The 24,945-nt window shown below is 44.3% G+C and carries 23 protein-coding genes and 1 other RNA gene; 12 read left to right on the top strand and 12 right to left on the bottom strand.

The window, feature by feature from the left end:
* Nucleotides 1-1,268 (bottom strand): transglycosylase SLT domain-containing protein (locus E2K52_RS01970; protein WP_151203324.1); only part of this gene is annotated, 1,268 nt, incomplete at its 3' end.
* A 203-nt stretch (nucleotides 1,269-1,471) separates the two neighbouring features.
* Here E2K52_RS01970 and dnaQ point away from each other — a divergent pair.
* The 3 genes from dnaQ (at nucleotide 1,472) to nudC (ending at nucleotide 5,393) form a co-directional block, all read left to right on the top strand.
* Nucleotides 1,472-2,848 carry a DNA polymerase III subunit epsilon gene (dnaQ, locus tag E2K52_RS01965; RefSeq protein ID WP_151203323.1) on the top strand — a complete coding sequence of 459 codons (1,377 nt, stop codon included), beginning with the start codon at nucleotides 1,472-1,474 and terminating at the stop codon, nucleotides 2,846-2,848.
* Between the two features lie 125 nt (nucleotides 2,849-2,973).
* Nucleotides 2,974-4,617, top strand: coding sequence for a chemotaxis protein (locus tag E2K52_RS01960; protein ID WP_151203322.1), 1,644 nt, complete (start codon nucleotides 2,974-2,976; stop codon nucleotides 4,615-4,617).
* Nucleotides 4,617-5,393 carry an NAD(+) diphosphatase gene (gene nudC, locus E2K52_RS01955; protein WP_151203321.1) on the top strand — a complete coding sequence of 259 codons (777 nt, stop codon included), beginning with the start codon at nucleotides 4,617-4,619 and terminating at the stop codon, nucleotides 5,391-5,393. The genes E2K52_RS01960 and nudC overlap by 1 nt, the downstream gene beginning before the upstream one ends.
* 72 nt (nucleotides 5,394-5,465) lie before the next feature.
* On the opposite strand, the gene E2K52_RS01950 is transcribed toward nudC, so the two are convergent.
* The 4 genes from E2K52_RS01950 to E2K52_RS01935 all read right to left on the bottom strand — a co-directional run bounded on the left by E2K52_RS01950 (nucleotide 5,466) and on the right by E2K52_RS01935 (nucleotide 8,540).
* Nucleotides 5,466-6,344: an alpha/beta hydrolase gene (locus E2K52_RS01950; protein WP_151203320.1), complete on the bottom strand. Its 879-nt coding sequence runs from the start codon at nucleotides 6,342-6,344 to the stop codon at nucleotides 5,466-5,468.
* Nucleotides 6,334-7,023 carry a BON domain-containing protein gene (locus tag E2K52_RS01945; RefSeq protein ID WP_151203319.1) on the bottom strand — a complete coding sequence of 230 codons (690 nt, stop codon included), beginning with the start codon at nucleotides 7,021-7,023 and terminating at the stop codon, nucleotides 6,334-6,336. Before E2K52_RS01945 ends, E2K52_RS01950 begins: the two co-directional genes overlap by 11 nt.
* Nucleotides 7,024-7,157: 134 nt before the next feature.
* Nucleotides 7,158-7,577, bottom strand: a complete 420-nt coding sequence (locus E2K52_RS01940) for a YraN family protein (RefSeq protein WP_151203318.1) — start codon at nucleotides 7,575-7,577, stop codon at nucleotides 7,158-7,160.
* Between the two features lie 3 nt (nucleotides 7,578-7,580).
* Nucleotides 7,581-8,540, bottom strand: coding sequence for a penicillin-binding protein activator (locus E2K52_RS01935; RefSeq protein ID WP_151203317.1), 960 nt, complete (start codon nucleotides 8,538-8,540; stop codon nucleotides 7,581-7,583).
* A gap of 10 nt (nucleotides 8,541-8,550) precedes the next feature.
* Here E2K52_RS01935 and rsmI point away from each other — a divergent pair, with 10 nt between their 5' ends.
* Nucleotides 8,551-9,393: a 16S rRNA (cytidine(1402)-2'-O)-methyltransferase gene (rsmI, locus tag E2K52_RS01930; RefSeq protein ID WP_151203316.1), complete on the top strand. Its 843-nt coding sequence runs from the start codon at nucleotides 8,551-8,553 to the stop codon at nucleotides 9,391-9,393.
* A 65-nt stretch (nucleotides 9,394-9,458) separates the two neighbouring features.
* Here the strand turns inward: rsmI and E2K52_RS01925 are convergent, their stop codons facing one another.
* The 6 genes from E2K52_RS01925 to E2K52_RS01900 form a co-directional block, all read right to left on the bottom strand.
* The gene (locus E2K52_RS01925; RefSeq protein ID WP_151203315.1) at nucleotides 9,459-9,710 is read right to left on the bottom strand and encodes a hypothetical protein; all 252 of its coding nucleotides are present in this window, start codon (nucleotides 9,708-9,710) and stop codon (nucleotides 9,459-9,461) included.
* 177 nt (nucleotides 9,711-9,887) lie between these two features.
* Complete coding sequence (locus E2K52_RS01920; RefSeq protein ID WP_151203314.1) at nucleotides 9,888-11,135, bottom strand: FAD-dependent monooxygenase; 1,248 nt, start codon at nucleotides 11,133-11,135, stop codon at nucleotides 9,888-9,890.
* Nucleotides 11,132-12,340 (bottom strand): 2-octaprenyl-6-methoxyphenyl hydroxylase, encoded by a 1,209-nt coding sequence (gene ubiH, locus E2K52_RS01915; RefSeq protein WP_151203313.1) that lies wholly within the window; start codon nucleotides 12,338-12,340, stop codon nucleotides 11,132-11,134. The genes E2K52_RS01920 and ubiH overlap by 4 nt, the downstream gene beginning before the upstream one ends.
* Before the next feature lie 907 nt (nucleotides 12,341-13,247).
* On the bottom strand, nucleotides 13,248-13,490 hold the full coding sequence (locus tag E2K52_RS01910) for a DUF378 domain-containing protein (RefSeq protein ID WP_151203312.1): 243 nt from the start codon (nucleotides 13,488-13,490) through the stop codon (nucleotides 13,248-13,250).
* An 841-nt stretch (nucleotides 13,491-14,331) separates the two neighbouring features.
* Entirely contained in the window at nucleotides 14,332-15,666 is a 1,335-nt protein-coding gene (gene pepP / locus E2K52_RS01905; RefSeq protein ID WP_151203311.1) for a Xaa-Pro aminopeptidase, read from the bottom strand.
* A 148-nt stretch (nucleotides 15,667-15,814) separates the two neighbouring features.
* Nucleotides 15,815-16,447 (bottom strand): UPF0149 family protein, encoded by a 633-nt coding sequence (locus E2K52_RS01900; protein WP_151203310.1) that lies wholly within the window; start codon nucleotides 16,445-16,447, stop codon nucleotides 15,815-15,817.
* Between the two features lie 64 nt (nucleotides 16,448-16,511).
* Between E2K52_RS01900 and E2K52_RS01895 the strand changes: the two genes are divergently transcribed.
* From E2K52_RS01895 to lon, 5 genes are all read left to right on the top strand, one after another.
* The gene (locus E2K52_RS01895; RefSeq protein ID WP_151203309.1) at nucleotides 16,512-17,069 is read left to right on the top strand and encodes a hypothetical protein; all 558 of its coding nucleotides are present in this window, start codon (nucleotides 16,512-16,514) and stop codon (nucleotides 17,067-17,069) included.
* Nucleotides 17,066-17,353 carry a cell division protein ZapA gene (locus E2K52_RS01890; protein WP_151203308.1) on the top strand — a complete coding sequence of 96 codons (288 nt, stop codon included), beginning with the start codon at nucleotides 17,066-17,068 and terminating at the stop codon, nucleotides 17,351-17,353. Before E2K52_RS01895 ends, E2K52_RS01890 begins: the two co-directional genes overlap by 4 nt.
* A 98-nt stretch (nucleotides 17,354-17,451) precedes the next feature.
* Nucleotides 17,452-17,636, top strand: a non-coding RNA gene (ssrS, locus tag E2K52_RS01885) — 6S RNA.
* Between the two features lie 282 nt (nucleotides 17,637-17,918).
* Nucleotides 17,919-18,500, top strand: coding sequence for a 5-formyltetrahydrofolate cyclo-ligase (locus E2K52_RS01880; protein ID WP_151203327.1), 582 nt, complete (start codon nucleotides 17,919-17,921; stop codon nucleotides 18,498-18,500).
* Nucleotides 18,501-18,647: 147 nt separating this feature from the next.
* Nucleotides 18,648-21,074, top strand: coding sequence for an endopeptidase La (gene lon / locus E2K52_RS01875; protein ID WP_151203307.1), 2,427 nt, complete (start codon nucleotides 18,648-18,650; stop codon nucleotides 21,072-21,074).
* 79 nt (nucleotides 21,075-21,153) lie between these two features.
* Here the strand turns inward: lon and E2K52_RS01870 are convergent, their stop codons facing one another.
* Complete coding sequence (locus E2K52_RS01870; RefSeq protein WP_151203306.1) at nucleotides 21,154-22,101, bottom strand: M28 family peptidase; 948 nt, start codon at nucleotides 22,099-22,101, stop codon at nucleotides 21,154-21,156.
* Nucleotides 22,102-22,255: 154 nt separating this feature from the next.
* On the opposite strand from E2K52_RS01870, the gene rlmH reads away from it, so the two are divergent.
* The 3 genes from rlmH to E2K52_RS01855 all read left to right on the top strand — a co-directional run bounded on the left by rlmH (nucleotide 22,256) and on the right by E2K52_RS01855 (nucleotide 24,537).
* Nucleotides 22,256-22,738 carry a 23S rRNA (pseudouridine(1915)-N(3))-methyltransferase RlmH gene (gene rlmH, locus E2K52_RS01865; RefSeq protein WP_151203305.1) on the top strand — a complete coding sequence of 161 codons (483 nt, stop codon included), beginning with the start codon at nucleotides 22,256-22,258 and terminating at the stop codon, nucleotides 22,736-22,738.
* Nucleotides 22,739-22,841: 103 nt separating this feature from the next.
* A complete protein-coding gene (locus E2K52_RS01860; protein ID WP_151203304.1) occupies nucleotides 22,842-23,618 on the top strand; it encodes a DODA-type extradiol aromatic ring-opening family dioxygenase in 777 nt (258 codons plus the stop codon).
* Nucleotides 23,619-23,760: 142 nt separating this feature from the next.
* Nucleotides 23,761-24,537, top strand: coding sequence for an META and DUF4377 domain-containing protein (locus E2K52_RS01855; protein ID WP_151203303.1), 777 nt, complete (start codon nucleotides 23,761-23,763; stop codon nucleotides 24,535-24,537).
* Nucleotides 24,538-24,945: the final 408 nt, after the last annotated feature.

Raw genomic sequence — 24,945 nt, 5'->3', positions numbered from 1 at the left:
GTGGACACTTTTTTAGTATTAAGTGCTAGCGAATTGCCAGAGTTCGTGGCAACTTGAGCTGCTGTAGAGCTTGCCGTTTTACTCACCACTCCCGCAGTTGCCGATACTGTACCGGACTTGCTGGTGGTTGCAGCAGAAGGTGTGCGGGTCGTAAGCACCGTGGTGGTCGAAGTTTTAGCAGCAGAGCTTGGAGCACTCGCCAATAAACCGCCAGAGCCGGAGAGTTTTTTTAGTTTCTCATCAATCGATGGACTCAGGTCAGCCGGGATCAGAATACGGCGCGGACTTTGTGGATCAATCCGTTCCCCCCGATGTCCCGGGTTTAACTGATAAAGTTCTGCACGGCTTAAACCGGTAATCGCTGCAATCTCATTCAGACTGGATGCACCCACATTCACTTCACGGAAGTGAGGACGGTTGGCAATGGGCGGTAAACTCACGCCATACTGATTAGGATTTTTTACAATCTGTGCCACTGCCAGAAAGCGCGGCACATAGTTCATCGTTTCCTGCGGCAGTTTTAAAGACCAATAGTCAGTCGGCAAACCGGCTGCCTTGTTACGGTTAATCGCCTGTTGAATACGTCCTGGACCCGCATTATAAGATGCCAGAGCCAGCTCCCAGGAACCAAACTGGTTATACAGGCTCCCCAGAAACTCATAAGCTGCACGGGTGGATTCTACAACGTCACGACGGCCATCATACATCGGGGTCTGTTTTAAACCATAAATACGGCCGGTACTTGGAATAAACTGCCACAAGCCTGCTGCTGCCGCACTACTGGTCGCTGCCGGGTCATAAGAACTTTCAATAATCGGTAATAACGCCAGTTCAGTCGGCATACCACGACGCTCTGCCTCTTTCACCGTATGATATAAATAACGCGAAGCACGCGCACTCAAGCGGTCCAGATAAGGCTGACGGGAAATAAACCAGCCACGCTGGGCATCAATACGCGGGTTCCAGACGGTTAAATCCATCTTGAAGCCCACAGTCATGCGCTTCCAGATATCACCATGTTTTAGAACCTGCAAACGATCTCCTTCCACTGCCCGCATATCGGTAGCAGAAAGCAGATCTTCAAGTCCATCCAGACCGTTGGCATCCAGATATTGCGAACTGACTTTTTTACTGGAACCTGTTTGGGTCGCACTTTGTGTAGATGAACAGCCGGTCAGTCCCAAGGAAGCAAGCGCCGTTCCAAGTACAGAAAGTTTTAACAAGATGGGGAAATCAGGCTGCCACAAAGTTGCGGTTGGTTTATACATAAAGAAATCCAAACAATCCGTATAATTTATTTTTTAAGATATGCCATTGTAGTTAAGCATGTCGGAGACACAAGGCAATAATTTACCCTGATTTCACGTTAAATGTTACAAGAAATTAAAAAAACCGCTACGGGTAGCTTAATCCGCTGCATTTGCGTTATACAATATCGGTTCATCATGTTCTTTTCTGATCGGATTTATATATGTCACACACAATTACCCTCTATGTTGATGGCGCTTGCCGTGGCAATCCTGGTTTAGGTGGCTGGGGGGCGTATATTGTTAGCGGACAGCAGGAACATAAAATTTGTGGTGGCGAAGACCATACCACCAATAACCGTATGGAACTGACTGCCGCTATTAAAGGAATTGAGTTCTGCCCCAAAGATGCAAAACTGGTGATCTATACCGACTCCAATTATGTCAAACAAGGCATTACCGAATGGATTCACGGCTGGAAAAAGAAAAACTGGAAAGATGTCAAAAACCCGGACCTGTGGCAAGAACTGGATGCAAGCTGCCAGGGACGTGAAATTGAATGGCACTGGATCAAAGGCCATGCCGGTCATGCGGGCAATGAAATGGCCGACCAGCTAGCTAATCAGGGCGCTGATGAAACCCTGAAAAAATCCAAATTGTCCGCTTCATCTACTTCCACCACGGAAGATAAAAAAAAATCTGAACCCGACTGGCTGCTAGACGATCCTTTTGGTCTAGACCTGAGGACTGATGATGAAGAAGAACTGGAAGAGCCGATTGAAGTTGAAAAAACTGAAACAGATATGGCAGCCCCAGAACCAATTCCTCATCCTCAGGCCATGAATGAAGCCCAGCCGGTTCAGATGCATCCACATATTGTCATTACACCTGCAACAGCAGAATTGCATGGCCCACGCCAATTAATCCTGGATACGGAAACTACTGGTTTTTACTATCAGGATGGTGACCGGATTATTGAGATTGGTGCAATCGAGATGATTAACCGCAAACTCACTGGCAGCTCGATTCATATTTATACCAACCCTCAAAAACCGGTCGGTGATTCGGTCAATGTCCACGGCATTACTGATGAATTCCTGCAAGACAAACCATTATTTGAAGAGATTTCTCAGGTCCTGTTTGACTATCTGCAAGGAGCCGAGATTATTGCACATAACGCGACCTTTGATATGAACTTCCTAGATATGGAGTTCAAGCGTGCAGGGCATGTTGCGTTGTCCGAAGTATGTGAAGTTACCGATACTCTGGCTATGGCCAAATCCAAGCATCCTGGACAGAAAAACTCCCTTGATGCACTGGTACGCCGTTATGAAATTCCACAACGCGACCGTACCTTCCATGGCGCCTTGCTGGATGCGGAAATTCTGTCCGATGTCTATCTGGCGATGACCGGTGGACAGGTTTCTTTTGATATGGATGCCCTCTCTCAGACAGAAGAACAAGGGAACCGTTCTGGCAGCGCCCGGATCGAGATGGAGCTGCCGGTGATTCTTCCATCAGATGAAGAACTTGCAGAACATGAGAAGTGGGTCAAACAATTTCAGGAAAAGCATGGAACTCCTTGCCTTTTTGCCAAATAAAATCTAGATTTCGAGCAGTAATTTCGCTTTAAAAATACAGTTCTTCAGTTATAGTAATTACAAACAGTCCCGTCCAATAAAACGGGACGCATATATAGATAATACTTCAGGAAAGGTGCAGATCCATGTCTTACCAAACCTCTATACATTTTGATCCAACAGCATTACTGATAATAAAAAATGAGGTTGATAACTCGATCAAGTTAGTCGAATCAGCAGTAAGCACCTTGGTAGAAGATCAGGCCTTACCTTTTGGTATTGATGATGCATTAAATCAGTTTGAACAGTGTGCGCAGGTTCTGGCTCTGATTGATATGCAAAGTCTGGCAAAAATTGCTCAATATTCAGCAGAACTTATGCGCAAGATTATAGAAAATCCGGCCCAGGTAAATACTCAGGACGTGATCGCGTTGAGTGAAGGCACCACCATGCTGAAACGCTATATCGAATTTATCTGTCTGCGTGAAGTGAAGATTCCACAGTTCCTGCTGGATACCCTGAACCGTCTGGAAATTGCGCTGGGCAAGCCGCTAACTACCGAAGGTCAGCATATTGAACCTCTACTGGATCTGATTACCCCGGACTTCCAGTTACCGCAAGCGCCAGGTCTGGAAAAATCCAACTATGTACAACGCCTGTACAAGCTGTCTCTAAACAAGCTGCTAAAACAGGAAGAGAGCGAGATGGATTTGCAGGCAATCAAGCTGGTCGGTACCTATCTGGCAGGTCTGTCCGTCAATCATCCGAGTAAGCAATACTGGCATCTGGTCCATGTGGCTTTTAACAATATTGAGCACTTGCTGATTAATGAACCGCGTTTGCGCACCCTGATCAGCATCGAACGCAATATGGCGCAGTATTTCAATACACCGCAAAGCTTTAAAGCCTCCATGAGCGATCTGGCCAATGTAATTAGCCTTTGCATCAGTCAGGAAGATCCTATCTCACAACATATCCGTAACCAGCTCAACATTGGCGATGAACTGCTCACTGATACGCAATTGCAGGTATTCAGCCGTCATCTTTATGGGCCTGACTTTGAAACCATGCAGACGATTAGTGAACTGGTGACCACAGAAATGGCACAGATTCGTAATGAGATTGAATACAACTATCAGAACATGAGTCCTGAAAAAACGCAGGAACTTCAGCTTCAGTTGAATAATCTGGCCAATATTTTCAAGGTACTGAACCTGAATGAAGCCTACAATGACCTGACCCAGCAAGCCGCGTCATTGAATCAGGCGGATATTCTCAAAGATGAAAACTTTGCCCAGCAACTGATGAATGTCATTCTGTCAGCCATGAACTCGATTGGAGTGCTGGAACGTCATCATACTTCGAGCCGTCTACAGCTGCGGGTGAATAATATGAATGTTTCACTCGACCGTCTGGATGAAGCTCATACCGCCCTATTGAATGAAACCCAGGCAATCATCGAACTGTCTAGCCAGACTCTGAGCAATTATCTGCAAGAGCAGGATCTGGCCGCACTCGAAGCTGTACCAGCACAGTTGATTGAAATTGGCGGGGCGATGATGTTCCTGAATGCTGAACAGGTCCGTACAGCCTTTGTGACCACAGCGGCCTTTATCAAGAAGCGCTTTGAACTGTCAACGGCTCTCAGTCCAGAGGAAGTGCATCACGCACTGGATGCACTGGCAAGCGCGGATATGATGATTAATAACTTAAAGAATAAACAGCCTGTATTACAGTCCATGTTTAAGATAGCATTAGACAGTAGTGAAAAATTGAAAAGCGTTGCCTAATGTCTAAATTATCACTGGCTTATATTTTCCAGCAGCAACAGTTGCTGGTCGATCAACACTTTCAACTTCCGCGAGTTGAAGCACTCGCAGGTGATTTGCTACTGAACACGGATGATCAGGTAATTGCCCGTGACCTGCTTCCGCAAGAGCCGATCCCTGACGGCCTGCAACTGGTGCCCATCCGTCAGCTGTTACAATTCTGGAATGCCCAGCAATTTGAACAGGCCAGCCGCGCCGTGCAATTACTGGAATGGCGCCGTAACCACAAATTCTGCAGTCACTGCGGCACAGCGACTGAAGCTCATGCCACAGAACATGCCATGGTCTGTCCTGCTTGTCATTATCGTCAATACCCCCGAGTTCAGCCTTGTGTCATTACGGTTATTACCCGAGGTGAGAATGAAATACTGCTGGCCAAAAATGCACGCAACAAGAACAGTCAGATGTATGGCCTGATTGCTGGCTTTGTAGAGGTCGGAGAAACCCTTGAAGAAGCAGTCCGTCGTGAAACTTTTGAAGAAGTAGGCTTGGAACTGACAAACATCCAGTATCTGGCCAGCCAACCCTGGCCTTTCCCCAGCAACCTGATGATTGCATTTAAAGCAGAATATGCGGGAGGTGAGTTACAGTTGCAGGAAGAGGAAATCAGTGATGCGCAATTCTTCAAATTTGACCAGCTGCCCGAGATTCCATTTAAAGGCAGTATTGCCCACGCCATGATTATGCATGTGACCCAAGGTCTCCCGGTGGCTGATGACACCCGGGCCTGGCTCTAAAAGATTTAATCAAAAAGCCCGGTTTAAACCGGGCTTTTTATTGCTAAGCGTTTGAATTACACAGATAGCTCTTTATCTAAAAGCATCCTCAAGCGCCCACATTACACGCGGCTTGGTTTCAAAGAAGCGGCTAAACAAACTGGACAATGAACCAATCAGGGTAATATGTCCAAGCTTTGGAATTGTCACCAATTCACAATGATTACCATGATCTTTCAGGACCTGACTCAAGTCCTGACTATTGAAATGGCCAACAATAGTGTCTCTTTCCGCCATAAACAGATAATGCCTGGTTGAGCTGTTTTCTACAAAATAATAAGGCATCACCTGCTGATAGGGAATCGACTGATCAAAGGCATCGGCACAGATCGGATCATTTCTATAATCGAAATGGTAAGGCCCGGCTAGTCCAATAATAGCTCGGATATTCTCGCGCTGAATCATTGCCTTTTGTGGATGATATAAAGCCGACATTACATTAAATGCCCCGGCAGAATGCCCCATCAAGACCAGATTTTCTGTAGAAATGTTTAACTGCGTTTCTGCCTGCTGTAAATGATTAAGCAATAAATGCAGGTCATTAATATACATCGGGAAAATATGTTCAGGCGCCAGATGATAATTCATAACGACGACATCATAGCCTTCTTTGGCAAAAGCTTCGCCAATGAAGCGATAATCCTTTTTGTCCCCATGCAGCCATGCACCGCCATGTACAAATACAATCAGTGGCCGATGAGATAAAGGCTGATGACTGCGGAACAAGTCAAAGCGCTGCCGAGCTTTCAGTCCATAAGCCAGCTGGTGTTCAAAACTATAACCCTGTCGGGGGGTTAAACGATTCAACGCATAACTGCCAACATCATATACTCGCAAATCTTTATAGCGTTGCTGGACTTCAAGTAACTGATTTGACAGTTGCGTTCTTAAATGCTCAACCTTATGGAGCATCGGTTGGCTCAATCGCATCTGGATCAATGGCAACTGGTGTCTGTTCCAGGCCAGGTTGCGCATAGGAAGCCGGTGCCGCAAAATCCTGCCCGTTTAGCGTTGAACTCTGTTCGATATTATCAATCAAAGTGACAATTTTTGTGACATTGCCTACCTGTTGCAGCACCTGATTCAGGTCATTAATTTCCGCATTGTTTAAGCGCCCCATCACATACAATACGCCATCTTCGGTATGGATATGCAGCTTACTGTCTGACACCACCGGTGCTTTCATAATCAGGCCACGGGTATTGGCGGTCACTGCCGTATCCTGCATGATGGTGTTATAGCTGATCTGATTACCTACTGTAATAAAGTTATGGACGGCTTTCACATCGCTCATCGACTTGACATTATCTTCTGCCAGCTGCTTAAGATGCGCATCTGGCACCTGCCCCGTCAACAGCACATTGCCATGGAAACTTTCAATATTGACCCGCGCCTGTTTAAAACGCGAATCCAGTTTATAAAGATTAATTTTTGCAGTACGCACAATAGAAGAATCAATAAACACCTGTCCCAACGTTCGTACACCACTTTCGGTACCTACAGGAGCCGTACCTGTACCACTGGAAATAAAGCTGGCACAACCCGATAAACTTGCGACACACAGCATTGTTATTGCAATACGCTTAACCACTCAGCAAGACTCCTTCAATTTTTTACAGTCTTTATCTTAATTTAATCGTCTGTTCTTAAGTTCAGATAAATTCCACTATAGGGGACTTTAGCCTGTTCCTGCAGTAAATATAAGCATATCTGGACTTATTTTGTTCAAAGATTAATAAACTCTTGATCAAAAGTAAAAGCATTTTCAATCCATTGCAAATCATACGGGTATAGTGAAAAGTCATGCTGTATGGTTTTTGCAAAATACTGATTAAAATCAAAACAAATTACATCGAAACGATAATCATGATGAATAAATTGTGGAGATTGCTGAATAAAACATAAGGCTGTCTGTAAGATTTTTCTTTGCTTTGTGTAAGAAATAGATTCAATCGCTGGGGCATAACGGGTTCTGGCCCGAGCCTTTACCTCTACAAAAACCAGCTCTAGCCCACGCTGCATCACCAGATCCAGTTCACCATAACGACTATGATAGTTCTGGGCCAATAACTGAAAACCCTGCTCCTCCATCAGGTGGGCCGCCTGCTGTTCGGCCCATAGCCCCAACTGTTTTTGTCTGCTCATCCTTCACAATACCTTCAAGCCATGGGCAGTTTGCTGAAAACAGGAGGGTGTACGCTGTACACCCTGCTCGGATAGCTGAATCAGACCGGTGCGGCCATAAAACTCAATCTGTTTCAGTTTTTTATTGGCAAGATAATATTGGGCAATTTGCCAGGCATCGCCCCCAAAGGCAATCAGCCGCTGATAGGACATATCTACCGGATTCTGATGATAGGCCTGATGAACGTCGGGCCAGTGACCAAAATAAAGTACGGGCACATCACAAAACTTGATGCCCCGTGGCGGTGAATGCTGTTCATTAATTGCATGGGCGACCGTATAGATACGTTTATGTCCCAAGCCCCGCAAAGTAGCTAGCCAGTCTGCATTGCCAAGTAATAATATGCCTTGTTTATGTTTCAAGAAAAAGGGCGGTTTCTCAACCAGATGTAATTGTAAATTGCTCTGGCTCAGCAGTGACATCAGTACAAGCTCATGTTCCGTTTCATGTCCTGGCTGGCGCAGCACCAGAAGCTGCTGGATACCATCTTGAGAGATTTGCTGTTTTAAGGCAGCTGCATCATCTCTTTTCGACAGACTGAATTGCCAGACCTTGGCGGTCTTTGACGTCGCTTCATTTAAGCTTAAGGTGCGAATTCCGGGCCTGCTTTGAATCAATTGCTCAACCTCCTGGCGGGCCAGTGGGCCAATCACCAGCTGGGTCTTTTTATTGACATACTGTTTCAATAGTTGGGGGATTTTCTTCCGGTCAGAATTAACCCATCTTAGCGGGACTTTCTGTCCGGAAACCTGATAGGCACTTAGAAAACCCTGTTTGATACTGAATGCTGCTCGCGCCAAAGGGCCAGATTCAGGTAGAATGATCAGCACTTCCGCCTGTACACTGCTACAGCAGAGCAGCAGGCTTAAGCCCAATATTTTATTTTTAATCTTCCATTTTTTATTATTCATTTTATTCCACATGGAGAAACCTATGAGTGCTCAGTTATTTGTTGTTGCGACTCCAATCGGGCACTTAGATGATATTAGTTATCGTGCAATTCAAGTCTTAAAATCGGTGAGTCTTATTGCCGCTGAGGATACACGAACTTCTGCACAATTACTTAAACATTTTAACATTCAAACACCGCTGACGGCCTGTCATGAGCATAACGAAAGCAACAAGATTGACCAGCTGATAGCACGGCTGCTCATGGGTGAAAATATGGCACTGATCAGTGATGCCGGTACTCCCCTGATCAGTGACCCAGGCTTCAAGTTTGTCCGTGCAGCACAAGAGCACAATATCCGGGTGGTTCCGGTACCGGGTGCCTGTGCAGCAATTGCCGCCCTAAGTGCTGCAGGTCTGCCTAGTGACCGTTTTAGCTTTGAAGGCTTTTTGCCTTCAAAACAAAGCCAGCGTCTGTTAACTCTGGAAAAACTCAAAGATGAAAGCCAGACCCTGATTTTTTACGAAGCGCCGCATCGGATTCTGGAATGTGTCAAAGATTTGGCTCAGGTTTTTGGTGCAGAGCGCCCTGTCGGCTTTGCCCGTGAAATTACAAAGACTTTTGAAACCATCAAAAAAATGACCTTGGCTGAACTGGTGGAATTTATTGCTCAGGATCATAATCAGCAAAAAGGTGAAATTGTGCTGGTGGTCGGTGGTGCAACGGTAGAAAAAGATCTGGATCAGGAAAAACTGGACAAACTTTTACTGCGCTTATTACAGGATCTCTCGGTCAAAGCCGCCTCCCAACTGGCTGCTGATCTCACTGGCATCAAGAAAAAAATCGCCTATCAGCGTGCATTGGAACTGACCGCTGCAAATGGCTAATGCATTCTTCAAAAAAAACACCACAAGCAAGGTGGTGTTTTTTTTGGGCTTAAACCTGGCAGCTATTATTCTCTGGCAACGGATTCATCCGCTGGAACTTCAGTAATACGACCACCTTTGGCCAGGAAAGCCGCTATTTCATCTTCCAGAGCCTGACGCTGCTTTTGTTTGGCAGTAATCGTCAGAGTTTCCGCTTCGACCACATCACTATCATTTACAGCTTCATCGCTGCTGACTGCACCTTTTTCAGCTGCCTGTGCTTCTTCATCGTCGACAACAGGATCTTCTACATCATCATAATCATTTATATCTGTCATTTTAGTCTCCCCACAAATGACTGCTGGTTTTGGGCATTTCAAGCTCGGTTTGAAATTACCTGAAATTTAGCAATCTCTGTGGGTTTCGCCTAGTACTTCCTATTAAAAAATCGTATTTTTTTTAAACAAAATAGTTACTCTTTATGAGTGTTTGTTTAAAAAATTTACATTCACGATCTAGGCGGAGTAACGGGTAGCTTTCAGCAAACTCAAACCATTGGCCTGAGCCATAAACGCATCTTTTAACAGGGGCAGCTGTTCCACCTGTTTCAGAGCAAAATTACGTGCCCACACCACCGGAAAGAGCTGGGCGGTTTCCATCCAGCCAATTAAAGACATGCTATGCATCATCGCATCATTTTGTCCCTTACGGCGATGTTCGTAACGCTTCAAGGTCTGCTCATGTGCCCAAACGCCACGTGCTCTATCATGCAACAACACATCACATAGCACTGCTGCATCCAGACAGCCAATATTTACCCCTTGTCCCGCCAGCGGATGAATCACATGCGCCGCATCCCCAATTAGCGCCAATCCATCCTGTACATACTGCTGTGCAGCACGCGCCTTGAGTGGGAATTTGGCACGCGGTGTCGCTTCCAGCACTTCACCCAGCATATAATAACTTTCACGCGTCAGAAGCTGCTTAAACTCGGCATCTGATAGTGCAGCATATTCATCGGCATAATCGTCCGGCAATGTCCAGACAATCGATTGCCAGTGCCCCTGTTCCTCAGCTTTCAGGCTGGCCATCGGCAAATAGGCCAATGGGCCGGTTTCGAGGAAAATCTGGCGGGCCACATGCTGATGTGGCTGAGCCGTTTTAATCGCACAGCTAATCCCCGCCTGTTTATAATCCAGTACATCCAGATCGATAAAGGCCTGTTCCCGCACAAAGGAATTCGCGCCATCTGCACCGATCACCAATTTGGTTTTTAGCTGAGTCCCATCCGCCAGATGAATCAGCCAAACGCCAACACCACGTTCGATCCGGCTAACTTTGACCTGCGTGCGATAGTCCTGCACATCCTGCAGTATCTTTTGCTGAATGGCCAGATTCAGAATGCTTGGTTCCACCATCGAGCCTAAAGCCTGCTCTACCGATGGTGTTTTTTCTGCAGGATGACCAAAATTAATTTCGCCATAACCATTTTTATTCCAGACCTGCATGCCGGTATAAGGCTGCTGCCGTGCCAGATTTTCCCAGACACCCACCGTTTTTAATAGGTGAATGGTTGCCTGACTTAGAGCCAGAACACGCGGATTGGCCACACTTAAAGTTTTGGCTTCATCCAGGATAGGTGCAACATCAAGCACAGTGGCCTGTATACCGCCTTGGGCCAGCAATAGCGCAGTGAGCCCACCTACCAATCCACCACCAATAATGACAACGTCTAATATTTCGTTAGTTTGATTTAAGCTCATGCTTTTAACCCCATGGCATAATTTGCAACGAGTGGCTTGATGCCTGGAATAGTATCAAAAGCAATGAGTCCGGTATTACGGACCAGCTTTAAAAATGGATTCTGGTTACTAAAGCCACGCACCACAGAGTCACAGAACTTAATCACACGCTGCTGATCATTCAGACGGGATTTTTCATAATCCTGCAACACCGCTGCATTGCCCAAGTCTGCCCCTTGTGCCTGCTGTTCTTTGAGATAGCGCAGCAGTACATAGGCATCGCGCATACACAGGTTAAAACCCTGCCCGGCAACCGGATGGATGGTATGTGCCGCATTTCCCATTAACACCACACGGCCAATGGCCTGCTTTTCTGCCAGAACTTGAGATAAGGGAAAGCTAAAACGTTTACCGGTTTTCTGGAATTTACCTGCCCGGTCACCATAGGTTTGCTGCAAGGCATTCAGGAAGTGCTGATCATTTTCCTCACCCAGCCATTCTCCTTCTGTACCCTTTTTTACAGGCCAGACCACAGAGCGGCGATATTCGCCCGGTAGTGGCAATAAGGCCAATGGCCCTAAATGGCTAAAACGCTCAAAACCCACCTGATGATGCGGTTTAGAAGTTTGTACAGTCGTTACAATCGCAACCTGATCATAATCATGTTCGGATGCACCGACCCCGAGAGCTTTACGGCAGAAAGAATCCCGTCCGTCTGCTGCAATGAGCAGTTTGGATTGCAAGCTCAGTACAGATTCACCGCGCTGCGCTTCAATATAAGCAAAGTCGGCATCTTGGGTCAGTGATGTAACCTGAACACCATCAATCAGTTCAATCAGTGGATTTTTTTTAACTTCAGCAAGGAGTACCCGGCCGAGCCAGGCATTTTCAATCACCTGACCAAAGCTTTCTACTTTTTCCTGTTCTGCAACCAACCGTGCCTTACCAAAGCTGCCCTGTTCGGTAATATTGACTTCAAGAATTGGAGTGGCATGTTCCTGTAAAGCATCCCAAAGTCCCAACTCCTGATAAATCTGCACACTACGGCGCGACAAGGCACTGTTACGGGCATCAAAACCGGAGTGATAGGGAGCAAGACTTACATCATCATAATCCGGATATTTGATCGCTTCCAAGAGTTTGACTGCAATATTGGTTTTCGCCAACATCAGTGCGAGGCTTAAGCCGACCATACCACCACCGACAATGATGACTTCTTGTTGCATGCTCTAATCCTTTCAATATCGTATCTACATAACAGATACTTATAATCATGATAGATTTTATATTAGCTCAAAAATTTCCTTTTTTATAATAAATTAGGTTTTGCCTACCCAGTACTTCTTGAAGGTGCTGGCTTCCTTGATGAAGGGACAGCATGCAGGGGGGTTCTGAGAGTGAATTCATGGCAAGCTTTAAAATGTGGAAACTTTAAAATAATGCTTAAAAACCAGTTTTGCATCTGTCCTTTGGTTGATCGAGTTTTGCTTATGCAAAACATATAGCACCTAGTTTTGATAAAGAACTAGATCCCGCAACGAACCCCGCTACCCTGCAAATCAAGAACGATATTCTCCACCCATTAAAACAAGAACAAATTCTAGCAATTATCTATTCCAGCCTGAATAAAGTCAGGAGAAAGCATGGTAATTCTTATTCCTCTTCAAAAAGCTTTATTCAATTTTGTAGTCTCCGGCGTACATCAGTTGCGGTCCTTTACTGCTATCCAGCATACAGAAGACCTTCTATGATGAACTCATCAGGAATAGGACGTTCCCTATAAGAATAATAAGAGATAAGCACAAGGACAGTCTGGTACGACAGGAGTTATACCAAACAAATCCAGAAGAAAAACCCCCGCAGGATGCCGGGGTTTTTCTTATCTTATTTTTCACGCTGTTAATTTCTTTTAGTTTTTCTTTAGCTGAAAGTGTTTAATAAACAGCGCTTAAAATGATGAAATATCATCTTTATATCCACGGAAAGAATGAGAGAGATTTTTTAATCCATCATAAAAACGGAACCTGAGCTCCGTTTTCACTTATTAAGCTTTAATAGCTTCAAGTTCAATCTTAGCAGATTAAAAATCCATCTCACTCAGATATCAATGATCTCTTTCTACCCTTCAGTGCATTAACGCATTACTCTCGAGTGAGTATCCGGGTGGTGATGTATGGTTCTGCCTAATTTCGTTCCTGTATAGATTAAATATAAGGCTGACAAACCCACCAGAACATAAATAATTCGAGACAGCGTGCTCATTTCACCAAAGATTGCAGCAACTAAATCGAAATTAAATGCACCCACCAAACCCCAGTTGATTCCACCAATAATTGCCAAAGCATAAGCAATCCAGTCGATCGTATTTAGTCTCATTTGTTGTCTCCTACTCTTGTTTAAATTTACTCAGGGATCAGGGAAATTATGAAAACTAAGCTCTATTTAATATGTTGTATTGATGCTAAAAAGGCCGAAGCTGTGTTGAAGTACTGTCATCTTATAAAGTTTATTTTTTAATCAGGTTGGTTTTGTTTTGCTTATACAAGATAAACGTAAGTTGAAATTTTTCTTATTCTCAGTGAGGCTTTAAATGAGTGAGTAAAGTAGGGATCTCTTTTAACAAAATAAAATTAAAAGAACCTTTCTCTCTAAAAAATTATTTTACCAGTGACCATGTCGCTTATTTTTTTAGAGGATTTGACATATTTTTCACGGCTGGGCTTAAGGTTTGTCACGCCAGATAGCCAAGACACAGCTCAGGTTTTGCCCAGTTATACACCACAACAAGCGTTCTATACTGACATCTGCTCTGATAGCGATTGGCAGTAATGTCGGGCAAGATATCTAACCGATCCCCTGCTCGACCATTTCAGCCATGCCTTCAAATGTAGGTATCCCGCTTCTTAAATTCAGCTCATGTCCTAGCGTTGGGGGGCCTGCATGTTTATATGATTTTGTCATCCACGTCCTGAATAAAAAGCCAATACAAAGCTCCTAAACAGGAGCTTTGAATGAAATCCCAGTGTGCTGATATTAAAAGAGACTAAGGTGGAAGGATTACAACCAGATGGTCATCAAGCACTGATCATCCAGCCCTCTAAAGCTCCGAATTCAGGCCAGTATTTGGGCTTCTCTACAACATTCTCAGCATTCTTGTCAGATAAAATAGGGACTGAAATAAAACAGCCAGTCATCTGACTGGCTGTTTTAAATAGATTTATACGGCGCGTGCTTTAGCCATCAGTGCTTCAATTTCTTCCACTGTTTTCACTACTTTGAAGGTTAAGTTCAGCGGACCATGCTTAGTCACTACAATATCGTCTTCAATACGAATACCGATACCCCGCCATTTCGGGTCAACTGTTTCATCATCAGGTGCGATGTAAAGACCTGGCTCAATGGTCACGACCATTCCTTCTTCATAGTTACGCCAGTCACCCTCTAGCTTATAACTGCCCACATCATGAACATCCATGCCCAACCAGTGTCCGGTACCATGCATATAAAACTGGCGATAGGCTTCTTTTTCAATAATATCGTCAATATCACCTTGCATAATGCCAAGATCAAGCAGCCCTTGAACTAGAATACGTACTGCGACATGATGTGGCTCTTTATAAGAATTACCGATCTGAACCGCGTTAATTGCGGCAATTTGCGCATCAAGTACAATATTATAAAGCGCTTTTTGTTCAGGGCTAAATGTGCCACTTACCGGGAAAGTACGGGTAATATCCGAGGCATAAAATTCATATTCACACGCTGCATCGATCAGGACCAAATCACCCGCTTTTAGCGGTTTGTCATTTTCTACATAATGCAGGATACAGGCATTGTCCCCTCCACCCACAATACTGTTATAAGAAGGCACACAACCATTCTTACCAAAAATATAATTCAGCTCGGCTTCCAGAGCATATTCCATCATGCCCGGATGCACCATTTTCATGGCTTGAGTATGGGCTTGGGCTGAAATATCAGATGCAATCTGCATCAGTTCAATTTCTTTTTGATCTTTATGCAGGCGCATTTCATCCACAATGCGATCCAGCTGAATGACCTGCGCCGGTGCCGAAGTCCCGCGGCGGCTTTCACCATTGGCAGCTGCGATCCATCTGGCCACACGCGCATCAAAGTCTGTATTGTGCCCAATCCGGTAAAAAAGCTTATCCTTGTTCTGCAGCTTAAGTAAGATTTCTTCATCTAGCAGATCAATTGCATAGGCTTCATCTGCTTCATACTCTTCAATAGCGCCATCAATACCAGCCCGATAACCATTCCAGATTTCCATTTCACGGTTCCGCTCACGGCAGAACAGGCTATAGGTATAACCTTCCTCTTCGGTATCAAAGGTTTCAATGACTGCGACTGCTTCAGGCTCGGCAAAACCGGTTAAATAGAAAAAACTGCTGTCTGCTCGGTATTTATAATCTGCATCGCGGTTACGCATGGCCACCGGGCTAGTGGCAATAATGGCAATACTACGCAGACCTATTTCACCCGCGAGGATGTCACGACGTTCCTGAAAATCGGCTTGAGTCAGTTTCTTCATGAGACCTTACTTCTTGTTCATTTATATGAGGATTAAAATATGGATTAAGCGTCTGCCCTGAAAGCAGAGCAGTTCTGTTTGCTGTCCGTAACGAAAAATACCAGCAAAACATCTGCCTGTTTTCAAGACAAGTTATAAGCTGGTGGAATTAACTCGGGCGTTGAGGCGAGAAAATCTCGACCACAGATTGTGCTTCTGTAGTCGTCGCTTTGGGTTGAATTTTTTGAGTAAATTTCTGCAACAGTGGGGTTTCTTCCACAGCGACTTTCTTACGCCCTAAGGACAGGCTGACCGGAATTAAACGCACAAACTCGTAGAGTTCCTGGTAGCTTTCTTCACCTTCGGCATCATTATCAGAATCTTCGAATTCAACTGCTGCCACATCCTGCAAATGTTCAATCAGTTCCATTTCATCATTACGGATATGACCTGAAGCCAGTCCCAAGCCCAGCACTACCCCGGCACACCAGTCAGCCAGTGCCTGAACGCGCTCAGCCAGACTGTGTTCATCATCGGGCAATAAAGGTAGATAATCCAGTTCATCTTCTGACAGGGCATGAAACACATCTTCAGCTTCGCCGGTTAATAACTCTAATGCTTCAGGGTTCAGCTCGGGGACATCCAGCGTTTCCAAAATCTGCAACCACTCTACATTGGTCGGTGCCTGAGTCACGCAAACAATGCCAGTCAACAGACCATGTAACTCACTTGGACTAGAAATTTCTTCAATTGAAGAAAAATTGCGGTACCATTCCGTCCAACCTGAAATATCGTCTTGCATTCGTTTATCCAATCTCTATACTGCTTATATATTACCTTTGTTTGCAACACTGTGCGACCTCGATATGTTAGAAGAATTACAGCGTCTACAAGGGCATATTGGCGTTTTAAAAACGCGACTTGCCCATCTTGAACATGAGAATACCAGTTTGCGCGAGGAGCAAGAGACTTCTAATGCGCGATATCAAAATCAAATCGAACAGAAAAATAGCGTTATTACACAAAAACAACAAGAAATTGAAGGTCTAACCCAAAAGCTCTCTGAAACACGTGGACAGTTCCAGCAGTTAAATCAGGATGCCACTGCGCTGGCGGATCGTTATAGCCGTCTGGAGAAAAGCTGTACCGATCTGAAAAACCGTTTTCAGGAAATTCTGGCAGAGCGCAATGAATTACGTGCAGTAAAAGAAAAGTTATTACTTGATCAGCGTCATGCCCAACAGGAAATTCAGCGCCTGAATCAGGAAGCTGAGCGTCTGACCCAGAAAAATGAAAGTGCCAAGGCGAAAGTGGAAGTCATTATTCAGCGTCTGGCCATTTTGGGAACTGCACAAGACCAGAATGCACAGGAAATCCAGCAACTGGCCCATCCGACTGAAGTGACCGAGGAAGCATCATCATGAGTGAGCAAATCGCTATCGACTTAAGAGTACTGGGACATAGCTTCCGTCTGGCCTCCACCGCAGATAAACGTGAGGACCTGGAGCGAGCCGCCCAATTACTCAATGAAAAATATGATGAGTTTCGTCGCAAAGCGCCCCGCATGGAGCCGAGCAAGCTGATTATTATGGTGGCACTGGAATTGATGCAAGAAGTTCTGACCATGAACAAGTCCTTGCAGCAATATGCGCATTGCGAACGTTTGTTACAAACTATTTTAGAAGAAGTAGAAGAACTCTCTGAATAAATTAAGTTTTTGTTTAAAGTTCAAGCATTCAATCCGCATGTTTACAGTTGAGGAACAGCATAGAGTTGCCTCATCCATATTATAGTTTATACTGAGTCTTAACTCTGAGATGTTCGCCAGCGGGTCAAATTCCCCTGAGCCGATATTTAAATCTTAGGATTGAGTTCTGCATATTTAGAGTGTATGCCCATCCGGTATGGGAAACCTAGCAAGTATGCGTCTCGTCCACCTTGAACTTTAGGGTTCAAGGGTAATGACATGCAGCGGCATCTTCGGAGTGCTTGACTATTTTTCATACATTTCATTTTTTTATCTTTTTAAATTTCAATTACATTTTTAATTTTTTTGTATTGATCGGATCTGCCTCAAAAACTCTGTTTTCATGCCCGACTTAAAACTATCAATAGATTCATTTCATTCTCAAGGCTTTAGTTGTTTAAAGCTTTCTTAAAATACTATCCATATGTCTATAATATATAGGGCTTCTTTATCTTCGGTATAGCGAAGCTTTGCTGCCCTTCTCAAGCTGATCGCGAATTTTAAAGACCCTATGCTTATGACGACGATGAATCTATTTGAACTTCGAAAACAGCTCCGTAAACAACGCCGTCAACTTTCTTCCTTCCGGCAAAAACAGGCACAGCAGCGCGTTCTCAATATACTCCGCACCTTACCCGAATTTCATACCAGCAAGTCTGTCGGGCTTTATTTACATGCCTTTGGGGAAATTCATACCCAAGCGCTGATTGAATACTGCTTTAAAATGGCTAAACAGGTCTATCTGCCAGTTATTTGTAATATGAACCAGCAATTGGTCTGGGTCGAGATCAGTAAGTATCAATATCGCAATAAGCGCTTTGCCCATCATCGTCTGGGAATGCGTGAACCGGTCGCAACACGTGGTCTGCATGTTTCAAAACTGGAGCTACTGATCATGCCACTTCTGGCCTGCGATACCGTAGGAACTCGTATTGGAATGGGCGGCGGATATTATGACCGTACTTTGGCATCTGCTCCTCGTCATCCTTTTCGGCTCGGTCTGGCGCATGATTTCCAGCTGATTCATCAGCCTTTGCAACGTGAAGCATGGGATCAGCCGCTTGATGCCTTAATCACGCCCTCCCTTTTACGACGCTTTAAACGTTAAATAATGTATTTCCAATGAGTTAAAGGCTTTAAAATCACATAATTAGTCATTTTTCATACAATTTAATCCTGTTTACCCTTGTAATTTTTAAATTACCCATCACTATTAAAAACATGGCAACACCGTTGTCACTCATTAGGAGTGCCCATGTCTGAAATTATTATGAATCAAGAAACCTTAGAGCCTCAGGTTCCAAGTGTATTACCACTTTTGGCGCTACGTGACGTGGTAGTTTATCCACATATGCAAATTGCGCTATTTGTCGGTCGTGAAAAATCGATCAATGCAGTTGATGTGGCTCGTAACAGTGACAATCTAGTATTTGTAGTTGCGCAAAAAGATTCGCTTACAGAAGAAATTGATCACGACAACTTATATCAATACGGTACTGTCGCGAAGATTGTGCAAGTTGTGAATCACGAAAATGATGAAAACTGTATTAAAGTCCTGATTGAAGGCCTGTATCGTGCCAAGCTCAAAACCATCATTGATGAAAATGAGTATCTGACTGCAGAGCATGAACTGAGTCCAATGAGCGTTACTGTAGATGAAGATACTCAAGCCCTTCGTCTGCAAGAACTGCGTGCGCTCTTTGCTCAATATGCCGAAGCTAAACTGCGCAATGCCCGCGAGCTGATTGCAGCTGCCAATAAAATCGAAGATTTGCTCCAGCTGCTATTTTTTGTTGCGACACGTGTACCCTTAAATATCGAAGTAAAGCAGAAATTTCTGGAACACGATGAATTTGAAGCACACTTAACCGAGCTGATGACTTATTTATTGCAGCAATCTGAAGAACAGCAGATTGAGCAAACCCTGCATGACTCGGTTAAACGCCAAATGGAAAAGAACCAGCGCGAATATTTCCTGAATGAAAAAATGAAGGTCATTCAGCGCGAGCTTTCCGATATGAATGGCGGTGCAGAAGATGATGTTGCGGAAATTGAAAAGCGTCTGGCCGAAGCTGACCTGCCTGAACATGTCCGTAAAAAAGCCGAAGCTGAGTTCCGCAAACTCAAGGCCATGCAGCCGGCATCCAGTGAAGCGGCTGTGGTGCGTAACTACCTGGAAGTCATTCTCGATACACCGTGGAACAAAGCCAGCAAAGTCAGCATTAACCTGAACAAAGCGCAGGAAATTCTGGATGCCGATCACTATGGTCTGGATGATGTCAAAGACCGTATTGTGGAATATCTGGCAGTTCAATCCCGTGTGAAAAAACTGCGTGGCCCGATTCTGTGTCTGGTTGGTCCTCCTGGGGTCGGTAAAACTTCACTGGGTGAATCGATTGCCAAAGCAACCGGTCGTGAGTTTGTGCGTATGGCCTTAGGTGGTGTACGTGATGAAGCTGAGATTCGCGGTCACCGCCGTACTTATATCGGTGCGATGCCAGGTAAAATCGTACAATCACTAACCAAAGTTGGGGTTAAAAACCCGTTATTCCTGCTCGACGAGATCGACAAGATGGCTCAGGATTACCGTGGTGATCCAGCATCTGCGATGCTTGAAGTACTTGATCCATCACAAAACAACAAGTTCAATGATCACTATCTTGATCTTGATCTTGACCTGTCTGAAGTGATGTTTATCTGTACCGCGAACAGCATGAATATTCCTGAGGCCCTCTTGGACCGTATGGAAGTGATTCGTCTTCCGGGTTATACCGAGGAAGAGAAAGTTAACATCGCAGACCGTTACCTAGTACCTAAAGCCATTAAAAATAATGGTCTACGCGCCAAAGAACTTACCGTGCATGAAGAAGCAATTCGTGACATTGTGCGCCGCTATACGCGTGAAGCCGGTGTGCGTAACCTTGAGCGTGAAGTGTCGAAAATTGCACGTAAAGTGGTGAAAGAAGCCGTCAGCAAGAAAGCTAAAAACCTTCAGATTGAAGTAAATGCTGCCAATCTTCCTGACTACCTAGGTCCGCATAAATTTGACTATGGTATGGCAGAAGAAGAAGCTCAAGTCGGCCGTGTCAATGGTTTGGCCTGGACTTCAGTCGGTGGTGAATTGCTCACCATTGAAGTTGCAGCAGTCAAAGGTAAAGGGAAGTTTATTACCACAGGTTCTCTTGGCGATGTGATGAAAGAGTCGATTACTGCAGCCATGACTGTGGTTCGTACCCGTGCCGATGAGCTGGGTATCGAAGCTTCACGCTTTGAGGAAACTGATGTACACGTGCATTTACCGGAAGGTGCCACCCCTAAAGATGGCCCATCTGCTGGTCTGGCATTAACCACGGCGCTGGTCTCTGCGTTTACTGGAATTCCGATCCGCCCAGACATTGCTATGACTGGTGAAACCAGCCTGAGTGGCCGTGCAATGCGTATCGGTGGCCTGAAAGAAAAGCTGCTTGCGGCACATCGTGGAGGTATTAAACTGGTATTCATTCCACAGGCAAATATACGCGATCTTGCAGAAATTCCTGAGAATGTTAAAGAAGGCCTGGAAATTAAAGCGGTGAAATCGATTGATGAAATTTTACCACTGGCTTTGATGGATATGCCGAAAGCACTGGTTAAAGCTCCCCTTGTAAAAGCCAATGAAGAAGCCAAAGCAGCGCGTCATTAAGATTACTATGCTATAAAAAATTACCCTGCTCTGGCAGGGTAATTTTTTATCTGGTTATATGGTTAAAATTAAAAACTGCCTAAAATTTCAAAGCCAAATCCACCACACTATTGACGACATCTGCCATTTTATTCAAATCCAGCTTATCGACCGTATCCAGTGGCGTATTATAATAAGGGTTGCGATAATGCGCTGTATCGGTAATCAAAAGCGTAGAATAATTAAATTTGGCGTAATTCAAATAACCCGAAAAGTCGATATTTTGCAAAAAGGTCGGGCTAATAAATCGCTCACAATCCAAACGGGAAAGACGCTGCATCGACTCACAATAGTGAGTGACCATTCTGGCTGAAGCCAGATGACCAAGCGCCGCAATAAAGTTCCCTTCGCGTGGATAGATCCATTTTAAACCGGCCGGATAGGTTTGTACCTGGTTATCGTTAAAATAACCGATTGAATCCAGAATGATGACTCCTTTAATTTTCTGTTTCTGAGTTTTTAACGATTTTGCATGAATGTAACTACCCATATATTCAGACTTGAAATAAGGAGGTTCTTCTAGGGTGTAAAAGGCAAACTCGACATTGTGTTCTAGTTTAGTCTTTTGTAAAGCCAGCAACCGTGCAGCTTCCAGCGCTCCTGCAACACCAGAGGCATTATTGTCCGCGCCAGCCTGCTCACCTTGTGCATCATAATGCGCTCCCAGCACCAAGGTCTTTTCCGCTTTGGCATCCAGACGGCAAATGACATTACGGTAGCTCAGATTATTGACAACATAAGTTTGAAACTGGCAAGGGATACCAAACAGTCGCATCTGCTGCTTGATCCAGGCTGAAACCCGATTGAGTTCTTCGACATTCTTAAAATTCCGAAATTCATCAATATTAACAATCTGGTTAATAAACAGTTTTAGGTGCCCTGCTTGAGCACTTTTGGCAATATTGGCTTGAGTTGCCGTAGAACACAGCAACCCCCAACTCAACAGAAGAACCGTGATACATCCTTTTAAAATAACGCTGGGCCGCATTCTTATTATTCCATGGCTTTATTATCAAGCGGAGACTTGAACTCCGTTTATTAAAGCAACATCACTCGCAGCATTTCAATTGCAATTTGTTTCACCGCTCAACTTCATGTTAGGAGATCGTTATAATGGCGTATCCAATGATTGATTCTCTATTATGAAAATTCGTATCCTGACCATTGGTCAGAAAATGCCGGCTTGGGTATTAACTGGCTTTACAGATTATTTTAAGCGCATTCAGCCCTTTGTCCAGACGCAGGTGATTGAATTACCTATGGCCAAACGTGGGAAAAATGATTCTGAAGCCGATATTTTGAAATACCGCAATATTGAAGGTGACAGCATCTTGAGTGCGTTGAAACCAAATGAAGTGCTGATTGCGCTGGAAGTGGGGGGCCGTGAATTGAGTACCGAAAAGCTGGCTGAAACCATGAAAAGCTGGATGCTGGAAGGTCAGGATATTGCGTTAGCCATTGGTGGACCGGATGGACATTCAGAAGCTGTGCGTAAGGTAGCCGTCTGGCACTGGTCGCTCTCTAAACTCACCTTGCCGCATCCGCTGGTACGTGTAATGCTGATCGAACAGCTGTATCGTGCCATGAGCATCAACCATAATCATCCTTATCATCGCGCTGGCTAAGCGCAGTTGTTCTGTATTTGCAACGTTTTGTTGAATAATCACGCCTGCCCCTGATGCTCTTCTTTGTGCATTATTGAAACATCTGACTTATATGGTTTGAATTATGAACTTACAAACCCTGCCCGGCTTATTTATTTCTCATGGCTCTCCGATGCTGGCGCTTAACCCGGAGCAGGTAGGCCCGGCCCTACAGCGTCTGGCATTGAATTTACCGCGTCCGCAAGCCATTGTGGTGATGTCTGCACACTGGGAAAGTGAAGTACTAGAAGTGAATACCGGTATTCGTCCAGAAACCTGGCATGACTTTCGCGGCTTTCCGCCGGAGCTGTACCAGCTCCGCTATCCAGCACCAGGTAGTCCTGAACTGGCAGAACAGATTCTGAATATGTTTGCCAATGCCGGATTCTCGGCACATGCCAACAGTGTCCGTCCACGTGATCATGGTGTCTGGATGCCGCTACTGCATATGTATCCCGAAGCAGATATTCCAGTGGTGGAAATCTCTCTGCCGATGTCAATGAGTGCCGAGGAGATTTATGGGATCGGTCAGACCTTGGCTGTATTACGTGAGCAGCAGGTGCTACTGATCGGTTCTGGCAGTATTACCCATAATCTGGCTGAATTATCCTGGCAAGGAACTACTGCCGAAGTTCCAGAATGGGCATCGACTTTCCGCAATTATGTGGTGAACAAACTGACCCACAGTGACTTTAATACAGTACTTGACTGGCAATCGCTCCCTCATATCCAGCGCAACCATCCAAGCTTGGAGCACTTTAGCCCATTGTTCTTTGCCATGGGTACCGGGCACCGCTTCAGCATTGTGCATAGTAGCTTTAGCATGGGTTCCTTAGGCATGGATATTTACCGTTTCGATTAAAATTTAAAGTAACTTTCATCAATTAACAAAAAAATATCAATGGATACACTTTGAAACCAAAAAAAACTGAATGTATCCATTTTTTTTAAAAGCTGATCATATATGATGTATCTTGTTATTTTAAATCAAGAACTTGAATCTAATGAAACTAAAACTTCTAGCACTTGCACTCTTCCCACTTGCACTGACTGCTTGCCAATCATCTGAGATTCAAAAAGTAGGAGATCTGGCTGTGTCTGTACTACAACAACAAAATGCAGATCAGACTTTGGCAAATTACCATTGGAGTGCTAACACAGCAGATGCCCCAAAACCTCTGGTTTTAAAGTTTGACAAAGCAGGCCGTTTAGGAATTTCTACCAGCTGTAACGGTATGGGAACCAGTTGGAAAGTTGAAAATAACCAGATCGTGACGGGCAACTTGGCGGCTACTCAAATGGCCTGTGAACCTAAAGCCATGGCACAAGAAAAAGTTGCAGCAGATTTATTTGAAAACCGTAAAGTACCATTCGTTTTAAACTTGAATGATCCACAAGCTCCAACCCTGACTATTGTCTCTGTAAAAGGCGAAAAAATTGTCTTCACCGGTAAGCAAACCGCTGAATCAAAATATCAAAGTGAAGGTGAAACCATTTTCCTTGAAATTTCACCAGAAACCAAAGCATGCACAGGTGTAACAGCACAGACTTGTCTTCAGGTTCGTGAAATCAAATATGCTGACAATGGCGTAAAAACCCAGGTCAATAAAGACTGGACATTATTCTATAACTCTATCGAAGGTTTTACACATAACCCTAAAGAGCGCCAGATTGTACGTATCAAACGTTATGAAGTTAAAAATCCAGCAGCGGATCATTCCAAATATGCGTATGTTCAAGACATGATTATTGAACGTGAAACAGTTAAGGGTTCACTTTAATTTTTAAATCGACACAACATGTATGAAAAACCGATGTTAAGGCATCGGTTTTTTCAGTTTCTATTCCCCTTCACTCATGGATCATCATTTTCTATAATTTTTAAATATGAAATATTGATCATGCAGATAAAAAGAAATATGTAAGCCATCAAAGCATTCAGCTTATTTTCTATATTTTTATTGCTATCAGCTTGCCGAAATACAACCATAGAGAAAACCACTCCGACAACACCCTTTAAATACTCAGTCACGTTTTTATGTCATAAAATATTAGAACAAACAGGTGGATATCATGTCACCTAACGCTAACCTAAAGTTACTTCAAAAATGGTCATCAGTATATTGTTCACGGTATCTCTTATATTTCTGATACAAAAATTATAATGATGAACTTTAGAAAAATTCACA

Source organism: Acinetobacter sp. RF14B, from assembly GCF_006864105.1.
Lineage (GTDB): Bacteria > Pseudomonadota > Gammaproteobacteria > Pseudomonadales > Moraxellaceae > Acinetobacter > Acinetobacter lwoffii_C.
Note: the sequence above shows the minus strand (reverse complement) of the source record. Positions and strands in the feature narration are given on the sequence as shown.

What these genes read in the sequence shown, in the direction of transcription:
- dnaQ (WP_151203323.1), top strand. Translation starts at nt 1,472, where the DNA reads ATGTCACACACAATTACCCTCTATGTTGATGGCGCTTGCCGTGGCAAT.
- E2K52_RS01960 (WP_151203322.1), top strand. Translation starts at nt 2,974, where the DNA reads ATGTCTTACCAAACCTCTATACATTTTGATCCAACAGCATTACTGATA.
- nudC (WP_151203321.1), top strand. Translation starts at nt 4,617, where the DNA reads ATGTCTAAATTATCACTGGCTTATATTTTCCAGCAGCAACAGTTGCTG.
- E2K52_RS01950 (WP_151203320.1), bottom strand. Translation starts at nt 6,344, where the DNA reads ATGCTCCATAAGGTTGAGCATTTAAGAACGCAACTGTCAAATCAGTTA.
- E2K52_RS01940 (WP_151203318.1), bottom strand. Translation starts at nt 7,577, where the DNA reads ATGAGCAGACAAAAACAGTTGGGGCTATGGGCCGAACAGCAGGCGGCC.
- E2K52_RS01935 (WP_151203317.1), bottom strand. Translation starts at nt 8,540, where the DNA reads ATGTGGAATAAAATGAATAATAAAAAATGGAAGATTAAAAATAAAATA.
- rsmI (WP_151203316.1), top strand. Translation starts at nt 8,551, where the DNA reads ATGAGTGCTCAGTTATTTGTTGTTGCGACTCCAATCGGGCACTTAGAT.
- E2K52_RS01925 (WP_151203315.1), bottom strand. Translation starts at nt 9,710, where the DNA reads ATGACAGATATAAATGATTATGATGATGTAGAAGATCCTGTTGTCGAC.
- E2K52_RS01920 (WP_151203314.1), bottom strand. Translation starts at nt 11,135, where the DNA reads ATGAGCTTAAATCAAACTAACGAAATATTAGACGTTGTCATTATTGGT.
- ubiH (WP_151203313.1), bottom strand. Translation starts at nt 12,340, where the DNA reads ATGCAACAAGAAGTCATCATTGTCGGTGGTGGTATGGTCGGCTTAAGC.
- E2K52_RS01910 (WP_151203312.1), bottom strand. Translation starts at nt 13,490, where the DNA reads ATGAGACTAAATACGATCGACTGGATTGCTTATGCTTTGGCAATTATT.
- pepP (WP_151203311.1), bottom strand. Translation starts at nt 15,666, where the DNA reads ATGAAGAAACTGACTCAAGCCGATTTTCAGGAACGTCGTGACATCCTC.
- E2K52_RS01900 (WP_151203310.1), bottom strand. Translation starts at nt 16,447, where the DNA reads ATGCAAGACGATATTTCAGGTTGGACGGAATGGTACCGCAATTTTTCT.
- E2K52_RS01895 (WP_151203309.1), top strand. Translation starts at nt 16,512, where the DNA reads ATGTTAGAAGAATTACAGCGTCTACAAGGGCATATTGGCGTTTTAAAA.
- E2K52_RS01890 (WP_151203308.1), top strand. Translation starts at nt 17,066, where the DNA reads ATGAGTGAGCAAATCGCTATCGACTTAAGAGTACTGGGACATAGCTTC.
- E2K52_RS01880 (WP_151203327.1), top strand. Translation starts at nt 17,919, where the DNA reads ATGAATCTATTTGAACTTCGAAAACAGCTCCGTAAACAACGCCGTCAA.
- lon (WP_151203307.1), top strand. Translation starts at nt 18,648, where the DNA reads ATGTCTGAAATTATTATGAATCAAGAAACCTTAGAGCCTCAGGTTCCA.
- E2K52_RS01870 (WP_151203306.1), bottom strand. Translation starts at nt 22,101, where the DNA reads ATGCGGCCCAGCGTTATTTTAAAAGGATGTATCACGGTTCTTCTGTTG.
- rlmH (WP_151203305.1), top strand. Translation starts at nt 22,256, where the DNA reads ATGAAAATTCGTATCCTGACCATTGGTCAGAAAATGCCGGCTTGGGTA.
- E2K52_RS01860 (WP_151203304.1), top strand. Translation starts at nt 22,842, where the DNA reads ATGAACTTACAAACCCTGCCCGGCTTATTTATTTCTCATGGCTCTCCG.
- E2K52_RS01855 (WP_151203303.1), top strand. Translation starts at nt 23,761, where the DNA reads ATGAAACTAAAACTTCTAGCACTTGCACTCTTCCCACTTGCACTGACT.